The following is an 18,333-nucleotide window of genomic DNA, read 5'->3' as shown; positions in this document are numbered from 1 at the left end:
AAATGTCCCTTACTAAAACGACTACCTTAAGTTTCATCTGGAGGTTTCCTTGAAAGTGATATTAGTGACTTTCCCAGTTTCATTGTTAAATTCAATATTTACGAAAACGCCGAATTCTTTGCTGTTATCTTTTAACCAAAGTTTAAACTTTTCAGTCGAGGATTGGGAGCCGGTGATTCTTCCAATATGCAGATAATCAATGATTTTTGCATTAGGATATTTTTCATGGGTTTTCTCCATAGCGAGGGTTCCAAACTTCGCATATGGAGGAACCGGCTTTTGTTGTGCCGTTGCTGTATGTATTATTTTTGGTGGTAGTATACTCACAGAAAAAAAGACAATTGTGGCAAACATACCTGTTAGCAGTTTTCTCAAGTCATTACCCTCTTTGCTTTTATTTTTATCATGTCACTTTTGGTCTAAACTTATGAATTTTATCCTGTACAGAGTAGGTTTAAATTTAGTAATAGCTGATGGGCACGAAACGTTTGTATGGTTTACCTCGTCTCTTCTTTAAAAGGAAGTGAGTAAGTATGCTAAAAAGAACATACCTTATTGTATTTATAATAGTATTCTGTACTTTTATCACTGGTTGCCAATTAGATAAAGCCCATTCAGATGATTACCCTAAAAAACCTACTGAAAACGAAGTTGTCAATATTCATGGAGGTTTGGAAAATATTGAGCGGTTAGATCTTTTTGTGAAAAATACGCAAAATGGAAAAAAGGATAAGGTTCGACTTACACAATATACGATTGAAGGAGACCCGATTTTTCAAGACTTAGAATATGATGGGGACAAGGTAGCGATTAAAATAGACTCAACAAAGGATAAGTTTGGTGGGGGAGAAGTAAGAAGCTACGTCTGTAAAGGGATTCAAAAACAGGAATCCAATACGGAAACCAAATATTTGCTTGAAGAGTGCCCAGATATAAGTGATTTGGTAACCATTTCCCACGATGTTGGGAACCAAGATTATTTTGCCTTTGAGCTAAAGTATGGTGCAGGTTTGAAAAACAAAATCAATACCAAAAGTCAAGAAGTAATAAAGGATTTAAAAAACGGGAAGACCGTCGCCATAAGTGATTTTCAGTTTTCAAAAGAAGAATTGAACCAAATTTACAAACAGATGATTCTTTCCAATTACCTTGGTGACAAAAAGCTTTCAACGAAATGCAATAAGAAGTCATATGAAAGCTATGACTTGACTATTTGGATTAATGACGGTGGCCGCCACTTTAAATGGTCGGAATGTGATAAGAGTACGGATGGCAGGAAAATGACGAATCTAGTCAATAACATACTTGAAATCTTAAAAAACAACACAACGTATCAATCACTCTCTGACAGTTGAACAGTCATAATTGAACAAAGGGGAGAACACAATCGTGGAAATTAGATTACTAAACCCATCAGATGCCGAGAGCTACTGGGCGTTACGTTTAGAAGCATTGAAGCAAAATCCGGAGGCGTTTTTAACAAGCTATGAAGAATCCGTAAAAAGGGAAAATGCTGTTGAAGAGATTGCCCGTAACTTTACGACGGAAGGAAACTACACGTTTGGAGCATTTGAGAATGATAAACTGATCGGAGTTGTCACTTTACTTCAGGAAGACCGAGTAAAAATACAGCACCGCGCAAATATTTTTGCCATGTATGTTACCCCAAAGAAACAAGGTCTAGGCATTGGGAAGGCATTAATGATAGAAGCGATCAATAAAGCAAAAGAGATCAAAACTATTGAAAAAGTAAACCTAGGCGTAATCGCAAGTAATAATAAAGCAAAACAACTTTATCAAAAACTAGGTTTTAAAACATTTGGATTAGAGGAAAAGGCACTTAAGGTAGATGGTGTTTATTATGATGATGAATATATGGTTCTAGATTTAAATTGATAACAACTGGCACCATCCAACTATTTGGATGGTGCCATCTTTATTTTGTATTATTTTGGCTCGCTTTTACAACCTGAACTGTTTTAATTTTATAGATAAAATAATAGTATTTATACACGACAATTAGCAACAGGACAACCCTTAAAATGATATTATCGAGAAAGAAGAAGGCGATGGCGATCATGACGTCGGCAAATAGCAGAATAGTAAGTTTCTGCTGTAAGGTCATCGCTCTCTCTTTCACGAAGTTTTCCAAATGACGCTTATAGATGGTTGTCCCTTTGAACCAGCGTTCAAACTTCTCTGATCCCTTCACAAAGCAAAATGATGCTAATAGTAAGAATGGCGTGGTGGGTAATAAGGGCAAAATAATTCCCAAAATGCCAAGACCTAGTGCTAAAAAGCCTATAAAAATATAGATGAATTTAATGAATTTCTTTATGTTGGCTGCCCCCTTTCAGGTGCATGGAAAATCCTAGTTTTCTTATATTATATCATTTTACTTGTGAGAAATTAATGGTGGAAAACCCACAAAACTTTATTACTGAGCAAGATATCACATTGTAGTCACATTGTTTATGGTAAAATGGGAGCAAGCAGATAATGGAGGGTGGCACCAGTGATTACATTCTACAAAGTCGTAGTGTTCATACATATCTTTTCAGCTATTTTGGGAATGGGGCCAGGATTTATTTTAACAACTGTTGTTAAATCAGGGAAAACAATGACCGAATTAAGACATTCATATAAGATTAGACATAAATTACATATATTTGTGATGGTTGGCGGCACACTTTTACTTGTCACAGGTTTGGCTATGGGTTTTTTAAATCCCGTCCTGTTTCGTATGGGATGGTATGTAACAAGTCTTGTTCTCTTTTTGGCAGCGCTCGCTATTGGTCCGCTTGTCCTTTCACCAAGGTCAAAACCGGTTAAAGAGTTACTAGCCTCACATAAAGGTGAAGAGATTCCTGAAGAGTATTGGCGTTTATCAAAAGTCCTGTTTCAATTTGAAAACCTTGAAAATGTGATTTTTATCATTATTATTGCCCTCATGATCTTAAAACCATTTTAGCAACAAAAGGTATGGCTTATATTCTGCCATGCCTTTTATCATTTCAAAAATCACCAATGATAAAGTTAATGCTCCGCATTCCACATAACTGACATATGTTATAATAAACCTAACAAGTGTCTAACTTAAGTATCAAAATTGACGGGAGGCAATAGGACAATGAATAAAGAATTGATGATGCCAACGGAAATTTCCATTAAGAATAAAAAGCATGCCATAAAAGGACAGGTCATTCGGGCTTCAATTTTTGCAAGAAGTAAGGTAATTGAAGTTTTAACTGCAGATGGTGAAAAATATTATCTAATTTACTATAAAAACACGCTTGTTTTCGGAGCTAAACTTGATCAAATTGAAGAAGACACATTTATTAATAAAGCACTGCTTGAAGGTATTGTCATAGAATCTCCCAATCCAATCTTAACCGCCTTAATTCCTCAGCAATTCGTTTCTATACCAAATAAACATAAACTTTTCTCCCAATTACAACTTCATTTTTCTTTACAGGAAGTAGCCTACATTGCAACAACACTCGACTCCTTTTTTGAAAGAGCTCAGTTAATCGAGATGATTGATAAGATTTTCTATCACCTCCGAAGAAACGGAAAATTTATGAAGGCATTCCAGGTCATCCAAATTTTATACAATTTTGCACCTTCATTAAAATCTGCAAAGGAACGATTGTATTCGCACGAATTCAATCCCTACCACAATTTTTACCATTCCTTAGACTACCCATCCATCGTACAAAAGGATCCTCTATTTGTTGAATTACACTGTTTCAAAAATCGCTCTCATTCAAACGAACGAATGGTGTTAGAAGAGATTTTATGTAAACAAGATAGTTTAATTGCGTTATTACTATGGTTGGAACATGTCGATCGGCTTCAAAACCCTCAAACCATTGAAAAGTATACGGATATTGCAATGGGCTTAGTTACAATGGAGGAATGGATGCTCATTTTAGGTCAGTTGGACATCAATCCGTTCCGAGTGTTACCTGATTCAAAGGTGATTTTGGAAAAGATGATTAAAGAGGAAAATTATGAGCAAGCAGCCTCATCCCTATTCAAATTTGTTCACGATCTACCATCTTCCTATGATGCCATCCTAGAAATCATTTGGGAAAGGTGCGATGCCAATTTCGTTCTATCACACTTGGACGAATTCGCTCCTTTATTGGACCATCTCTCCCACACGGAAAATTCAAAGCAATTGGAGGATAAAATTTTCCAACTTGCGGTTAATATGCTTAACGAGCATGATATTTCAGACGTTCATAATAAACTTTTAGCTATTGAAAAATTATATCCGGAATCTGAAGTGCTGAGAAAAATTAATGAAATGTTTGAATTAGTGGAAGATCCCGATCGCATGATGGATTTAGGTGATTACTATGCTGAATTTAAACAATTCGATAAGGCCATTGACTGCTTCCAGTGGGAAATGGAACTCCAGCCAAAAAATCCTTCACCAGTACGAAAGATCAGCAAAATGTACCAAAATAAAGGATTACCAAAAGAAGCCGTAGCCTATCAAAAAATCTATAACCAACTAAAAAGCAACCAAGAAACAGGTTAACAAGTTGATAAAGGGAAAAAGGGTGTCAGGCACCATGTTTCACATGGTGCCTGACACCCTTTCTCATGTGGTTAGCTTGTTAATTCAAGGTGGATGATTCAAAAGGTAAAAACCTTTAGGTCATTCGCTTTTTTTTATTTTTCCTTATTGGACAAGGCTGGGGGTTTTACCATTTCGCTTTGCTAAAAAAAACATATTTTATTAGAAGAGAATCATTTTTTAATGGTCATAAAGCCATTTTCTTTTTAGGAGGTGTTTTTATTGCAACATAGAAGGAGAAGAAGTCCATTTGCATTGTGCATTTTTCCGGGGTATCGATGGTGCGGGCCTGGCTGCAGCGGGCCGGGGGCACCTATTAATGATGTTGATGCCTGCTGCCAGAGACATGATCGCTGCATTGGCCGGGGAATCTCCCCTTGTCAGTGTGATGCTGAATTTATAGGGTGTCTCCGTTCGAAGAAAAATAGATTCACAGATAAAGGAAGAAAAGCAGCTCTTATGCACGACTTTATGAGGGCAAAGACTACATTTACATGCGGCCGGCAGCAGCATCGGTAGTAAAAAAGAAAGAAGGATCATCCTTCTTTCTTTTTCGCAAATGCGGTTCTGTCTTTGGTGCCAGGAGGTTGCTCAAGCCAATTGTTTTTCATCATAATTAATGAGGTAATTTTATTCTTTACATTGATTGGATTGATTATGCTATAGGGCGAATACTTTGTAATCTTACTTAATATAGGTGAACATAGGAGTATATCTACTTTTCGAAAGGGCGAATATCATGTACTTCATCTATTGGTTTCTTAAATTTGGCGGGCTGCTGCTAATAATATTCATTGGAAACATTTATTTAAGCAGCCTCGGCATATGGTCAGTGGTTATTGGTATTGCCCTGTTTTTAGCAGGGAATTGGATAATTAATAAGGTAATGGAATCCTACTTGAAAGGGAAAAATCCGTAAAACGGCTATATTGTTATCCAAAATCGTCACCACTTGGGGAGAATCTTCCAAGTGGTATTTTATTGGAGTTCCCATTGACATATACAGTTTAACTGTATAAACTAAAACTATATAGTCAGACTGTATAATATAGATTTAAAGACTGGAGAAAAAATGATGAAAAGGGATAAGCATATACCACTTACAGAAACAGTTTATTACATTTTGTTGTCTTTGTTGGAGCCTGCGCATGGGTATCTCATCTTACAAAAGATAGAAGAACTTAGTGACGGGCAGGTACGAATGGCGGCCGGTACATTATATGGAGCAATTGAAAATTTACTAAAGCTTAAATTTATTCAGCCGGTTGAAAGCAAAGATGGTCGACGGAAAATCTACTTGATTACAGATATGGGAAAGGAGATACTGCTGTTGGATACAGAAAGAATGAAGCATATGATCCGGATTACGGAGGATGCCTTTAAAAATGAGGGGAGAATATAATGAAGAAGTTTAAATACTTTTTAGATTTTGAAAAGGAAGCTGTATGGCTGAACCAAATGGCTGCTGATGGGTATGAGCTTGTTGGAAAGTCATTCGGGTATCGTTTCCGTAAAAATAATCCTGAAAAAGCGAATATAAAAATAGATTATCGTATGTTTAAGAAACAAGCAGATTTTGTTGATTATTGTACTCTTTTTGAAGATAGCGGTTGGAAGCATGTTGCTGGAACAAAAAGTTCAGGAGCCCAATATTTCAAAAGAGTCAGTGAAACTGCTGATGAGGATATTTTCTCAGATATTGATTCTAAAGCTGGAAGGTACAAACGGCTTTCAGATATGTACTTCTCATTATCGGCTTGTTATCTCCCAATTTTTGCAGCATTAGTGATGACCGGGGCTATAGATACGGGCGCTTTCCTTAATCCCAAACAATTGTATTATACGCCAGGATTATGGGAAAAAGAGGGTGCTGGCTTTTGGGGTGCTTTCTTGTTTGAAACACCATTTGCATTCTTCAGAGGATTTATTTGGGTGATTTTTCCGGTCTTAATTATCCTATTTCTAATCTTTAGTTACAAAGCCCAACAGCGATATAAGAATATGAAAAAAATATAAATGTAGGTAAAATAAAAGAGCTAAAAAACTAGCTCTTTTATTTTGGGTATATGGTAATTTATTGTGCATCATTTTCTACTGCTTCATTAACGGATTCCCCATTTTGACTTGATGTTCCTAATCCTTGGTTTAATCGGGCTTGTTTTAAATCAAAATACGCTTTAAATATTTCATCAGCTATTTCTAAATTTGTATGTGTTTGATCCGTAGTTGACCAGGGAACGACAACTGAAATGGCAATCTCAGGATTGTCGTATGGGGCATACCCGACAAACGTTACGTTCCATAGCATGGGGTGACCTGGCAACGGTCCATCGTATAAAGCTTGTGCTGTTCCTGTTTTCCCAGCAATCTTATATTGTTTATTTTTGATGCCCCCGTATCCAGTCCCCTGGGGATCATTGATCACCAATCTCAAGCCCTCTTGAACATGATTAATCCAAGAATCTTTCATATCAAGTTTGTTTAAGATTGTTGGATTTATTTCTTGAAGGATAGGCCCCAATTCATCTGAATTATTAGTAGGTTTCCGAATTTCTTTTACAAGATGTGGCTGGATCCGATAACCGCCATTTGCAATGGTGGAAATATACTGAACAAGTTGCAATGGTGTATAGGTGTCGTATTGTCCTATTGCATAGTCCAAAACTTTACCGGCATCAGCAGGTATTTGTCCACCACCGTACCCTGTTTGTTCACCAGGAAGATCAATGCCCGTTCGAATCCCTAGTCCAAATTGTGCAAAGTTTTTTCTGAATGTGGTTATGGCTGCTACTTTATCAATGCTTAACGGGCCCATTGGAACGTAGGTTTGCTGTCCGCCAAGTTTCATCGCCGTTAAGAACATATAGACGTTCGATGACCTTTTTAAAGCATATAAATCATTAATTGAGCCGAAACCAACGGTGTTCCATGATTTTTTAACTTGTGTATTCTTGAATTGCAATGGTTGGTCATATAGGGATTGCCACGGAGCAATTGCCCCTGTTTGATACCCGGTTAATAAGGTTGCGGCCTTTACAACTGATCCCATAGAATAAGATGTGGTCATGTTGCCTAATGCAAAATCTCTCACTTCCGTTTTTTTCGTTTCATTATCTTCCACAAATTGTTTCCCGGACATAGCGAGCATTTCTCCGGTTTTTGGATTCATAACGGAGACTAAGGTTCTATCGATATAAGGCTGACCAACCCGGGATTTACCTAGTTTGTCTTGAATGATCTCATCAATTTTTTGCTGAAGTTCAATATCAACGGATAAAACTATATCATTTCCGCTCTGTCCTTCTTGAAAAATTTGCGTTTCTAAAACATTCCCCGATTTATCCGTAATATTCTTTACCGTTTCTTTTTGACCTTGTAAAACATCATCATACTGTTGCTCAATATAACTCTTTCCAACGCGGTCATTACGGCTATACCCTTTAGCAAGCAAGTAATCTAAGCTATCTTTTGGCAAACCTTCTTTTGCGCTAGTCACCTTGCCTAAAACGGAGCTTAATGGCCCATTCCCATCCGCATTTTTAAAAACAAAATCCCTTTCCCAATCCGTTGTTGTATCCACTCCAGGCAAGGAATCAAGTTGTTCACTTACAACTGCATATTCTTCATCGGTAACATCTTTATTTTTAATGATATGAGGTGTTAAAGCAGTTCCACTGGACATTTCTCGAAAAATAGCTAATACCTCAAGTTCCTGTTGTGAAAAAGAATTTAGTTCTTCCTCTGTAATTCTTTCTCTGGTTAAATCATAGATTTCTCTATCATACTCTTTCTTCTCCAACTCTTTTTTCCTTAGTCTGTCTTTATCCTCATTAGTAATTTTTGCAGTAGCTAATTTGGGGTGCTTGATGATCCAAAAGTCTTGCCGATCTCTCTTTGTAATGGCTTTGAAGTCATCCTCAGATTCTTTATTAATAAGGTCAGCTAATTTAGCTGCAATATCTAGCATTTCATCCTGTGTAACCGAACCGGATCTAGTATAGGTAATGGCTTTTAAAGGTTGATTTCCAACAACCAACTTCCAATTCTTGTCATATATTTTCCCGCGAGGCACAGATGAATTAATGGGAACAATCTCTTTTTGGTCTATCTCCCGCTGATAACTTTCGCCAAAAACAATCTGTAACATCCCCAGCCGAAGAATAAGCGTTGAAAATAATATAAAGACAATAAAAAATAATATATTTATTCTTAATGGGGTATTTTCCTTTTTCTTCTTCTTCACTGTATTCAATCTAGACAAACCTCTCTATTTAGTAAAATATAACCTCTATTACTCTAATATAACGAAAATACTATATTTTGGAAAGTTACTTGTTTTGAAAAAATAAAGGAAATCAACTATGGCTGTTTGATTAGAGGGGAGTCGCCTATTATCCCAAGGTGTAGCTCCATATTTTGCCGTGCCCCTGGGAGGAGGGTCAGCCACTTGAAATGTGATTGAATAAAAAAAACAAAGCCTGTCATATCTTATTAGGTTTAGACCTGACAGGCTGTAAAGGTTTATATTTTTACTTCTTTCTCGGAAGGATAAATCCATTTTCCACTTTATCGAATCCAATTTGCGGATAATAATCCATCGCACTAGGAGCGGACAGGAGTATTAATGTTACTTCCTCACCAATTTGTTCTTTAACCAATCGTACGAGCTCTTTTCCGATTCCCCGTTTTTGGTAGTCTTCATTCACCGCAAGGTCAGATAAATAGCAGCAATAGCTAAAATCTGTAACGGCTCTTGCTACACCCACTAATGTTTGTTCATCCCAGGCGGTAATAAGCAAATCAGCATGTTCAATCATTCGCTGCAGGCGGGGCAGGTCATCAACTGGTCTTCTTATCCCAGACTTTTTGAACACATCTGATAATTCCTCCGCTGTAATGGCTGCGCCAACCTTAAAGTCAATTACTTTCCCATCTGAAAAATTCATCGTAAACATCATCCCTTCCAGTTTTATATAGTTGATTATAAAAAATAACTGATACTCTCAAAAGGGTCAGATATAATGAATTTAAACACGCCAGATTATTGGGGGGAAAGAGAATGCTAGAGATTACTTTGGATTTTGATTACGGGAATGAAGAACCTATATATATCCAACTCTATACCTTTTTTAAAAAAGAAATTCAAACGGGAAAAATTGAACCCGGGGAAAAGCTGCCGTCAAAAAGGAAACTATCCCATCATTTAGGAATCAGTCAAACTACGGTAGAAACAGCATACGAACAATTGCTGGCAGAGGGGTATGTTGAAAGTGTGGAGAGAAAGGGGATTTATGTAAGGGAACTCAACCGGGATTTGTTTCTTCACGTTGACGATGTTCCAAAAATCATAAAGGAAATAAATGACGAAAGTGAACAATACAAAGTTGATTTTAGTCATGGTACGGTCGCTTTGGAACATTTTCCGTATCCCGTTTGGCGAAAGTTAACGATTCATGGCCTATTTGAAGAGCAAAGTTCCTATTTTTTGAATGGTGAATCTCAAGGAGAGTTACCACTTCGGGAGGCAATCGCCAAATATTTATATCAATCAAGAGGCGTAAGATGTTCAGCAAACCAAATTATCGTAGGTGCCGGAACGCAATATTTAATTGGTTTGTTAACGATGATCATTGGGAGAGATGCGGTTTATTCCATGGAGGATCCAGGGTTTCACCGAACAAGGGAGGCGTTTAAAGACCAAGGCGTAATATTAAAGCCGATTCCACTCGATCATGACGGGATCGATCTCAATCATTTAGTTGAAAGTAAGGCAAAAGTCACCTATGTTACCCCTTCACACCAATTTCCAAATGGAATGGTCATGCCGATTACAAGAAGAATGGAGTTATTACAATGGGCAGAGGATGAGGGGCGGTATATTATTGAAGATGACTATGATGGGGAATTTAGATATAAGGGAACACCAATCCCATCCTTGCAAGGGCTAGACAATAACGGCAAAGTCATTTATTTAGGAACTTTTTCTAAATCCCTAATTCCTTCGATTCGCATAAGTTATTTGGTATTACCCAATAGCTTACTAGAAAAATATAATCAGCATTATATTATTTACAAACAGACTGTTTCAAGGCTCCATCAACACACACTATGGCAATTTATGATTAACGGGCATTGGGAACGGCATTTAAATAAAATGAGAACCGTCTACCGTAAGAAGCAGGCCACACTAATTCGGTCCATTGAAAAATATCTGGGCGAGCAAGTCACGGTTATTGGGGATGAGGCAGGATTACACATTTTATTATGCATCGATAATCAACTATCGGAGAAAGAACTAATTGAAAGGGCAAAAGCATATAAGGTGAAGGTGTATCCAACATCTGTTTATTATAATAATAATCAGCCTGAACAAGTGCCGAACATTTTATTAGGTTTTGGTGGTTTAACTGAGGAGCAAATAGAGCAAGGAATTCGGTTATTAAAAGAGGCGTGGAGGATTTAAAAACTTTTGACATGATTTGAACACTTTGGATATAAATAATAAAAATATTAGAAATGAGGCGGAATCATATGTATATACCAAAATATTTTAAAATCGAAAATGAAGAAATGATTTATGACCTTATCGAAAAATACAGTTTTGCCACATTATTTTCACAGCATAAGGGAGAACCGCACGCTACTCATCTTCCACTGATCTTAAATAAAGATGAAAATGCTTTATATGGTCATTTTGCACGTGCCAACGAGCAGTGGAAGGATATAGCAAACCAACAAGTTCTTGTGGTTTTCCAGGGCCCTCACTGTTATATTTCCCCATCTTGGTATGAAACAACGAGGGCAGTACCTACGTGGAATTATGTTTCAATCCATGTATATGGAAAGCTGGAGATTGTCCAAGATGGAAAAGTAGTATTCGATTCGTTAAATGATATGGTAAATAAATATGAAAGCCCAGAAAGTTCGTACAATTTACATGATTTAGAACCCGGTTTCATCGAGGGAATGAGTAAAGGAATTGTAGCGTTCAAAATAAACATCACAAAAATTGAAGCAAAAGCTAAATTAAGTCAAAATCATCCTGTAGAACGACAAGAGTTAGTTATTAAACAGCTAGAAAACAGTTCTAATCAAGATAATAAACAAATAGCATCCCTTATGAAGAAAAATCTTCTAAAATGAAACTACTTACACGTCTTCGATTTTTTGATGAAGACCATTTTGCTAGTGTTCGTTCGTAGATTTGGTCTTCATTAGCTTGATGAAGACCATTTTGCCAGTATTCATTCGTAGTTTTGGTCTTCATTAGCTTGATGAAGACCATTCTGCTAGTATTCGTTCATAGTTTTGGTCTTCATAAGTATGAAGAAGGTCGTTATGTCCCCACTTCCCTCCAATTACGACATATTCTCCGTAGTTTATTACAAATATCTGAACACTTATGACATAAATTCAGACACTTACTACCTATTTTTCAAAAACTTACGACATTCGCTGGATATTAATTGGAAATCGTCCGAATTTGATTGATTTTATTACGTATATAGTTCGAAGTATGTCACGATTAAGGAATCTGTTATGTTGATAGGGTGAATCTTCTTACAAATTTTGGATAATATTGGATTTTGATAGAGTTGGAATATTATAATTATCGTAAAACCTTTGAAATTTGCATCATGGAAGGCGAGGTACACCAGAAATTAGTTTTAAAAAAACGGGAGGTAGAAACAATGGCAACAATTGATCTACAGAAAAAGAGTGTAAAGATTGTATTGGAGAAAAAGAATTTAGTAAAGGTAACAGCTAGAGTAGGACTAGTTCTAGACATTACAGGCTCAATGAGAAATCTATACAAAAATGGAACCGTTCAAAAGGTCGTCGAGCGAATTTTAGCGATTGCCTCTCAATTTGATGATGACGGTCTGTTAGATGTTTGGGTATATGATAATGAATTTTCTAGATTAAAGCCTGTTTCCGAAAGAGATTTTGAAGGATATGTAGATCGTATTATCCTAGAGGATGAGTTGGTACATAAATTTGGAAGAAATGATGAACCGCCTGTGATGAAGGATGTGTTAAAAAAGTACCTTGAAGAGGATCAAAGTAAGGATCCGGCATATCTTGTTTTTATCAATGATGGTGGCTGCAAGAAATCAATTAAGCCAATAATCGAAAGCTCGGCAAAACATCCGCTATTTTGGCAGTTCGTCGGCATTGGAAATGGTAATTTTGACTTTCTGAAAAAATTAGACACAATGGAAGGGCGGATCGTTGACAACGCAAACTTCTTGCATATTGCAGATATAGATAAGATTTCTGATGAGCAGCTTTACAATTCGTTATTAAACGAATTCCCAAGCTGGTTAAGTGAAGCAAAGCAAATGGGAATCGTTCCTATCGAGAAAGAAGAGCAGGAAACATCAAGGGAGTCAGAACCGAAAAAGCAGGGATTTTGGGGTAAATTATTTGGCCGATAAACGAAAGCGATTAGTTAGGCAATAAGGGGAGATACTGTTTGCGCCATATATTAATAGTGGATGATGATAAGGAAATTGTTCAATTGATTGCGATTTATTTGCAAAATGAAGGATATAAAATTTCGAAAGCCTTCAATGGTGAAGAGGCACTAACTTTATTTGAAAAAGAAAAGATCGACTTGATCATATTAGATGTGATGATGCCGAAAGTGGATGGTTTGGAAGTATGTAGAATTTTACGTGCCAAGCATCATGTTCCGATTATGATGGTTAGTGCTAAGACAGAGGATATGGACAAAATAACGGGGCTAATGAGCGGGGCTGATGATTATTTAACCAAACCATTCAATCCATTGGAGTTAGTAGCCCGCATTAAAACATTGATGCGCAGGGTCTACTTATATCAGGAGGAACAGAACGATGACCACATTATTAACCAACGGCTTTACCTCATCGGAATACGTGAAAAAATAATTGCGAATAATAGATTTATTTTCCCAACGCCAAAATGAATCAAGTGTTGGGATTTTTGGATTTTTAGAGTTTTAAAAGGTCTTATTGGCTGGGTATCGAATAGTATTACTATCAGTATTTTTCGTATGAACATTAGTAGAAGGGGGTTGTTGAAAATGGATGGTTCGAACTCAAAAATGGAGCTTCTTGGCTGGGGGAAATCACTATTGATCGCAGCAGGTATTGCTGTTATTATCCGAACATTTTTATTTTCACCCTATATTGTTGAAGGTGCATCGATGGAACCGACTTTACATAATGAAGAGAAAATTTTTGTGAATAAAATGAACTATGTAACAAGTTTTAAGAGAGGTGACGTTGTTATAATTAAAGGGCCGGCTAAAAATTATGTAAAAAGAATCATAGGGTTGCCGGGGGATAAGATTGAAATGAACGATGATCAATTATTGATTAATGGGGAGCCCGTTAAGGAATCCTACCTAACAGAAAATCGTAAGGCAGCCGAGGAAATGGGAAGCCTGTTAACAGGGAACTTTGGCCCAATCTCTGTCCCGGCAAATCATTATTTTGTAATGGGAGATAATCGATTAAAAAGTATGGATAGCCGCAATGGTTTAGGCTTTATTAAGCAAACTGCAATCATTGGTGAAAGTGAATTTGTGATCTTCCCTTTCTCGAATATTAGAAATGTGAAGTAGAGGAGAAACTATGGATAAGCGCCAAATTATTGGAGAAAAACTAAGTTTAATTGCTTGGTGTTAATCACTCAAGGATCTAACAGATGACGTCTGGTTTCGGCCATTTAAGGAAGGGAGCTGGGGGATTGCGGATGTGATTTCCCACTTTATTTCTTGGGATCAATTTCTATTGGACTATCGCTTGCCGTTTATCATTCGCTCTACTGAATTTCCAACAGTAAATGTGGATGTAGAGAGGGTAAATGCGGATGCCTCTCGTTATGCACGCTCGGGAATTGGAAAAGACCGCCTAATCAATGAATTCGCTGTAAGAAGGGCGGAGGTCGTTTCTCAAATTGAGAACATACCAGTGGAAAGATTTCATTAACAGATTATGGTTGGGAAAAGCAGCTTGATAATAGCCGATTATTTCTCCAGTCTAATTGATCATGACCGGACTCATAGGAACCAAATAGATAACTTTTTAAAAGAACTGTAATTGGAAGGCGGCAATGATGCGGCCTTTTTCTTTGCAAAAAAAATAGATTGGTGTCAGCACCAATCAAATTATGGGAAGTTTTAAGAAATGAGCTCTTATGAACTTATTTCCTAATTAAGTTACCTTTATCATAAGAAAAACTTGTGTAGAACTTAGGGGGAAGTTGTGTGGAAGTTGTGAAGATTTTTCACTCGGAATGGTAGGTCTAATTCCCTGAAAAGTCCCAATTTATTATAAAATTATTTCCATATTAGATTGTGTGATATATAATTTTAATTGTAAACTTAATTTTCTAGTTGGTTAACAATTAAAATGAGGTGAAGGTATGGAGTGGCTCAAACTGGCAGGGAACGTGATTGAGGGTTATAAACTTTCAACGGATGAAGCGAAGGGAATTTTATTATCCAGGGATGAGGATATTTTATCACTCGTAAATGGAGCTTATGAAATTCGCAGACATTTTTATGGAAAAAGAGTGAAGTTGAATTTGATTATTAACGCCAAAAGCGGCCTATGCCCGGAAGACTGTGGCTATTGTGCCCAATCGATTAAAGCAAAAACGGATATTGACCGGTATACTCTAATAAGTAAGCAAACGATTGTGGAGGGAGCTAAAGAAGCGAAAAGGAATAAAATAGGTACATATTGCATCGTTATGAGCGGCCGGAAACCGACCACGAATGAGGTAGATACCGTAATCTCTGCCGTTCAAGAAATTAAAAATGAAGTAGAGCAAATCAAAATTTGTGCCTGTATGGGGCTTGTTTCCGAAGAGCAGGCGGTTAAGCTGAAATCTGCCGGTGTGGACCGGTTTAATCATAATATCAATACTAGTGCAAATTATCATGAAAATATTACGACTACACATGATTATGAGGATCGAATCCAGACGATAGAAAATGTAAAAAAAGCAGGGATTTCCCCTTGTTCCGGTATCATCTGCGGGATGGGCGAAACAGATGAGGATATTGTAGATATGGCTTTTGCATTGAAGGAACTAGATGCGGATTCAATTCCCGTTAATTTCCTTCATCCCATTAAGGGTACAAAGCTTGAGAATCTGGATGAGCTTACCCCCATTCGCTGTTTGAAAATTTTAGCGCTATTTCGGTTTGTCAATCCGACAAAGGAGATTCGCATATCCGGAGGCCGCGAATTCAATCTGCGATCCTTGCAAAATTTAGGCTTATTCATTGCTAACTCCATTTTTGTCGGGGACTACTTAACGACAGATGGCCAATGCGCAGATGCCGACTACCAGCTTATTAAGGATCTTGGTTTTGAAATTGAAGACAATCCATTTGAAATGGAAAGCCAATCGTTTGCAAAAACATATTAATCAGTGATGATGCGTCCATTAAACAGATGGGGGCATTTTTTGAGCAAAAAAAAGGATTGGTGTCAGGCACCAATCAAATTATGGGAAGTTTTAAGAAATGAGCTCTTGTGAACATATTTCCTAATTAAGTTACCTTTATACTAATCTAAACTTATGTAGAAGTTATAGTGAACTTGTGTGGAAGTTGTGAAGATTCACTTACAATGGCCGGCGGCCTTATAAAACAACTTCAGCCATAAGCCTAACTTTTACTGGATCTGCAGCATAATGGTCTATAGTCTAGTCCTATTTTTTGATGTAGACATACACTATGTAGAAAACAGTAAAAAGGAGGGATTCTTAATGGAGCGACAAATGGGAGGTTATGCTGGAAATCCGGAACAAGGTTATCACCATGGCCACGGCGGCAGCTATCAGGGGCAAGGGTATCACCATGGACATGGCGGATATTATCCAACCCCGGTTGGCTATCATCACGGTCACGGCGGCTACTATCCAGGTCATGGTTATCACCATGGACATGGTGGGTATTATCCAGGCCACGGCTATCATCATGGTCACAGTGGTTATTATCCCGGTCATGGCTATCACCACGGCCACGGCACATATAATCCAGGACAACGGTAATTAATACCATTCGTTACAAAAGCCTTTCTCTTAGGGGGAAGGTTTTTTATGCTTGTTAAAATTAGGAAAAATGAGCAGTTCATTAAATTAAATGACCAAATCGGTTAACTTTGGTAAAATTGTAATATATAGTAGGGGGTTTTCCTTCTATTACAACAGAAAATGCTCCCTCTTCTAGATGCTAAACAGCACCCGCCCAATCGGAAAGTCCAAATCCCTTTCGTTACGAATAGAACGTAATATGAGTCATACATATGAACCAACCAATCTCCCAGCATTTAAACGACAATTAAAACTCAAAAAGGAGCAAATGAAAATGGAAACTAACCTACAACCACATATCAGAATTGGAAACGGACATGAAGTGCAATATGCGTTGCTGCCAGGAGATCCAGGCCGTGTCGAGGAAGTAGCCAAATTTTTAGAAGATCCAGTGGAGCTTGCCCATAACCGGGAATACAAAACTATAAAGGGCTTTTATAAAGGAGTCCCTATTTTCGTGACTTCAACTGGTATTGGCGGAGTGTCTGCCGGAATTGCCATCGAAGAGTTAAAGAATATTGGTGTGAAAGGGATGATTCGGATTGGCAGCTGCGGCGCCTTGCAGCCGCATATACGCCTGGGAGACTTGGTAATTGCTTCCGGTGCGGTGAGAAATGACGGGGCATCATATGCCTATATTAACAAGGCCTATCCAGCTATACCGGATACGGAGTTGCTATTTCATGTAATGAATGCAGCAAAAAAGAATGGTGCAAAAAATCACACAGGTATTGTCAGATGTCATGACAGCTTTTATACTGATAAAGAACAAGAAATCGACAAGTACTGGTCAGAAAAAGGGATTCTCGCTTCAGATATGGAAACTGCTGCCCTATTTGTGATTGGTGGATTGCGCGGCATTAAGACCGCTTCCATATTAAATGTTGTTGTCGAAAAAGAAGGGGATTTGGAAGGGGGAATCAATGATTATGTCGATGCGAAAAACAATAGTAAGCGTGGGGAAGAGCTAGAAATTCTCACCGCACTAGAGGCTTTTGTTTCTTATGATTCTACATTTTGAAAATGAATAGGGGGGTTTTTAGAATGAAAAAACAAAGCATGTGGTCGTTACGTTTATCAACAGCTGCGCTTGTGCTGATTCCAGTTGCAGTAGGTGTCAACTATATTGGTAAATTACTAGCTCAACTGTTGAAACTGCCATTATGGTTAGACTCCATCGGAACTGTTTTAGCCGCGATGCTTGGAGGTCCCATTGTCGGCGCTTTAGCAGGTGCCATTAATAATATTATTTATGGCTTTACAGATCCTATTTCCTTTGTCTATGCGATTACAAGTGTGGCGATCGGTTTGGCAGTTGGTATTCTTTTTTACAAGGGCTATATTTCCAGCTGGGGGAAAGCGATTGTTGCCGGTTTAATCATTGGGCTTGTGGCAACGGTTATATCTACACCGCTAAATATTGGTTTCTGGGGCGGTCAAACAGGGAATGTATGGGGTGATGCTTTATTTGCTTTTATTCTAGCAAACACCGATTCTACTTGGCTGGCATCGCTGCTTGATGAATTGGTTGTCGATGTACCGGATAAATTATTAGTGGTCTTAATCAGTTTTGGTATTTTTAAAGGTTTACCGCGGAATGTCGTCCAATTATATAACAATAATGAAAAAATCGAGACACTGGATTAAGT

20 protein-coding genes and 2 pseudogenes are annotated in these 18,333 nt (G+C 37.6%); 18 read left to right on the top strand and 4 right to left on the bottom strand.

What is annotated here, in order from left to right:
* Positions 1-33: 33 nt before the first annotated feature.
* Positions 34-354, bottom strand: a complete 321-nt coding sequence (locus BABA_RS08290) for a DUF3889 domain-containing protein (protein ID WP_157273143.1) — start codon at positions 352-354, stop codon at positions 34-36.
* A 179-nt stretch (positions 355-533) separates the two neighbouring features.
* On the opposite strand from BABA_RS08290, the gene BABA_RS25990 reads away from it, so the two are divergent.
* Both BABA_RS25990 and BABA_RS08280 read left to right on the top strand, forming a co-directional pair.
* Positions 534-1,355 carry a DUF4362 domain-containing protein gene (locus tag BABA_RS25990; protein ID WP_007084708.1) on the top strand — a complete coding sequence of 274 codons (822 nt, stop codon included), beginning with the start codon at positions 534-536 and terminating at the stop codon, positions 1,353-1,355.
* A 34-nt stretch (positions 1,356-1,389) separates the two neighbouring features.
* Positions 1,390-1,896: a GNAT family N-acetyltransferase gene (locus BABA_RS08280; RefSeq protein ID WP_007084707.1), complete on the top strand. Its 507-nt coding sequence runs from the start codon at positions 1,390-1,392 to the stop codon at positions 1,894-1,896.
* 40 nt (positions 1,897-1,936) lie between these two features.
* On the opposite strand, the gene BABA_RS08275 is transcribed toward BABA_RS08280, so the two are convergent.
* Positions 1,937-2,311, bottom strand: coding sequence for a DUF454 family protein (locus tag BABA_RS08275; RefSeq protein ID WP_268870148.1), 375 nt, complete (start codon positions 2,309-2,311; stop codon positions 1,937-1,939).
* A 204-nt stretch (positions 2,312-2,515) separates the two neighbouring features.
* Here BABA_RS08275 and BABA_RS08270 point away from each other — a divergent pair, with 204 nt between their 5' ends.
* The 6 genes from BABA_RS08270 to BABA_RS08250 all read left to right on the top strand — a co-directional run bounded on the left by BABA_RS08270 (position 2,516) and on the right by BABA_RS08250 (position 6,604).
* Positions 2,516-2,971, top strand: a complete 456-nt coding sequence (locus BABA_RS08270; protein ID WP_007084705.1) for a DUF2269 family protein — start codon at positions 2,516-2,518, stop codon at positions 2,969-2,971.
* A 159-nt stretch (positions 2,972-3,130) separates the two neighbouring features.
* The gene (locus BABA_RS08265) at positions 3,131-4,549 is read left to right on the top strand and encodes a tetratricopeptide repeat protein (RefSeq protein WP_007084704.1); all 1,419 of its coding nucleotides are present in this window, start codon (positions 3,131-3,133) and stop codon (positions 4,547-4,549) included.
* A gap of 261 nt (positions 4,550-4,810) precedes the next feature.
* Positions 4,811-5,107 (top strand): phospholipase A2 family protein, encoded by a 297-nt coding sequence (locus tag BABA_RS26435; RefSeq protein WP_083865335.1) that lies wholly within the window; start codon positions 4,811-4,813, stop codon positions 5,105-5,107.
* A 220-nt stretch (positions 5,108-5,327) separates the two neighbouring features.
* On the top strand, positions 5,328-5,507 hold the full coding sequence (locus BABA_RS08260; protein WP_040345679.1) for a hypothetical protein: 180 nt from the start codon (positions 5,328-5,330) through the stop codon (positions 5,505-5,507).
* Positions 5,508-5,663: 156 nt separating this feature from the next.
* On the top strand, positions 5,664-5,990 hold the full coding sequence (locus BABA_RS08255) for a PadR family transcriptional regulator (RefSeq protein WP_007084703.1): 327 nt from the start codon (positions 5,664-5,666) through the stop codon (positions 5,988-5,990).
* Complete coding sequence (locus BABA_RS08250; RefSeq protein WP_007084702.1) at positions 5,990-6,604, top strand: DUF2812 domain-containing protein; 615 nt, start codon at positions 5,990-5,992, stop codon at positions 6,602-6,604. The genes BABA_RS08255 and BABA_RS08250 overlap by 1 nt, the downstream gene beginning before the upstream one ends.
* A 58-nt stretch (positions 6,605-6,662) precedes the next feature.
* Here the strand turns inward: BABA_RS08250 and BABA_RS08245 are convergent, their stop codons facing one another.
* Positions 6,663-8,840 carry a peptidoglycan D,D-transpeptidase FtsI family protein gene (locus BABA_RS08245; RefSeq protein ID WP_007084701.1) on the bottom strand — a complete coding sequence of 726 codons (2,178 nt, stop codon included), beginning with the start codon at positions 8,838-8,840 and terminating at the stop codon, positions 6,663-6,665.
* Positions 8,841-9,117: 277 nt separating this feature from the next.
* Complete coding sequence (locus BABA_RS08240) at positions 9,118-9,534, bottom strand: GNAT family N-acetyltransferase (RefSeq protein ID WP_007084700.1); 417 nt, start codon at positions 9,532-9,534, stop codon at positions 9,118-9,120.
* Between the two features lie 113 nt (positions 9,535-9,647).
* Here BABA_RS08240 and pdxR point away from each other — a divergent pair, with 113 nt between their 5' ends.
* The 10 genes and pseudogenes from pdxR (at position 9,648) to BABA_RS08190 (ending at position 18,331) form a co-directional block, all read left to right on the top strand.
* Positions 9,648-11,051: a MocR-like pyridoxine biosynthesis transcription factor PdxR gene (pdxR, locus tag BABA_RS08235; RefSeq protein ID WP_007084699.1), complete on the top strand. Its 1,404-nt coding sequence runs from the start codon at positions 9,648-9,650 to the stop codon at positions 11,049-11,051.
* A 68-nt stretch (positions 11,052-11,119) separates the two neighbouring features.
* Positions 11,120-11,731 carry an FMN-binding negative transcriptional regulator gene (locus BABA_RS08230; protein WP_007084698.1) on the top strand — a complete coding sequence of 204 codons (612 nt, stop codon included), beginning with the start codon at positions 11,120-11,122 and terminating at the stop codon, positions 11,729-11,731.
* Between the two features lie 548 nt (positions 11,732-12,279).
* Positions 12,280-13,026: a vWA domain-containing protein gene (locus tag BABA_RS08225; protein WP_040345710.1), complete on the top strand. Its 747-nt coding sequence runs from the start codon at positions 12,280-12,282 to the stop codon at positions 13,024-13,026.
* A gap of 38 nt (positions 13,027-13,064) precedes the next feature.
* Positions 13,065-13,469 (top strand): annotated as a pseudogene (locus BABA_RS08220) (response regulator transcription factor); the annotation flags it as partial.
* A 177-nt stretch (positions 13,470-13,646) separates the two neighbouring features.
* Positions 13,647-14,198 (top strand): signal peptidase I, encoded by a 552-nt coding sequence (gene lepB, locus BABA_RS08215; protein ID WP_420805984.1) that lies wholly within the window; start codon positions 13,647-13,649, stop codon positions 14,196-14,198.
* Between the two features lie 79 nt (positions 14,199-14,277).
* Positions 14,278-14,565 (top strand): annotated as a pseudogene (locus BABA_RS27250) (DinB family protein); the annotation flags it as partial.
* Positions 14,566-15,001: 436 nt separating this feature from the next.
* Entirely contained in the window at positions 15,002-16,015 is a 1,014-nt protein-coding gene (gene bioB / locus BABA_RS08205) for a biotin synthase BioB (protein WP_007084693.1), read from the top strand.
* A 342-nt stretch (positions 16,016-16,357) separates the two neighbouring features.
* A complete protein-coding gene (locus BABA_RS08200; protein WP_007084692.1) occupies positions 16,358-16,642 on the top strand; it encodes a hypothetical protein in 285 nt (94 codons plus the stop codon).
* A 316-nt stretch (positions 16,643-16,958) separates the two neighbouring features.
* Entirely contained in the window at positions 16,959-17,705 is a 747-nt protein-coding gene (locus BABA_RS08195; RefSeq protein ID WP_007084691.1) for a nucleoside phosphorylase, read from the top strand.
* Between the two features lie 23 nt (positions 17,706-17,728).
* On the top strand, positions 17,729-18,331 hold the full coding sequence (locus tag BABA_RS08190; protein ID WP_007084690.1) for an ECF transporter S component: 603 nt from the start codon (positions 17,729-17,731) through the stop codon (positions 18,329-18,331).
* The last annotated feature ends 2 nt before the right edge of the window (positions 18,332-18,333 follow it).

The sequence above is a fragment of the Neobacillus bataviensis LMG 21833 genome (genome assembly GCF_000307875.1).
GTDB classification, from domain to species: domain Bacteria; phylum Bacillota; class Bacilli; order Bacillales; family Cytobacillaceae; genus Neobacillus; species Neobacillus bataviensis.
Note: the sequence above shows the minus strand (reverse complement) of the source record. Positions and strands in the feature narration are given on the sequence as shown.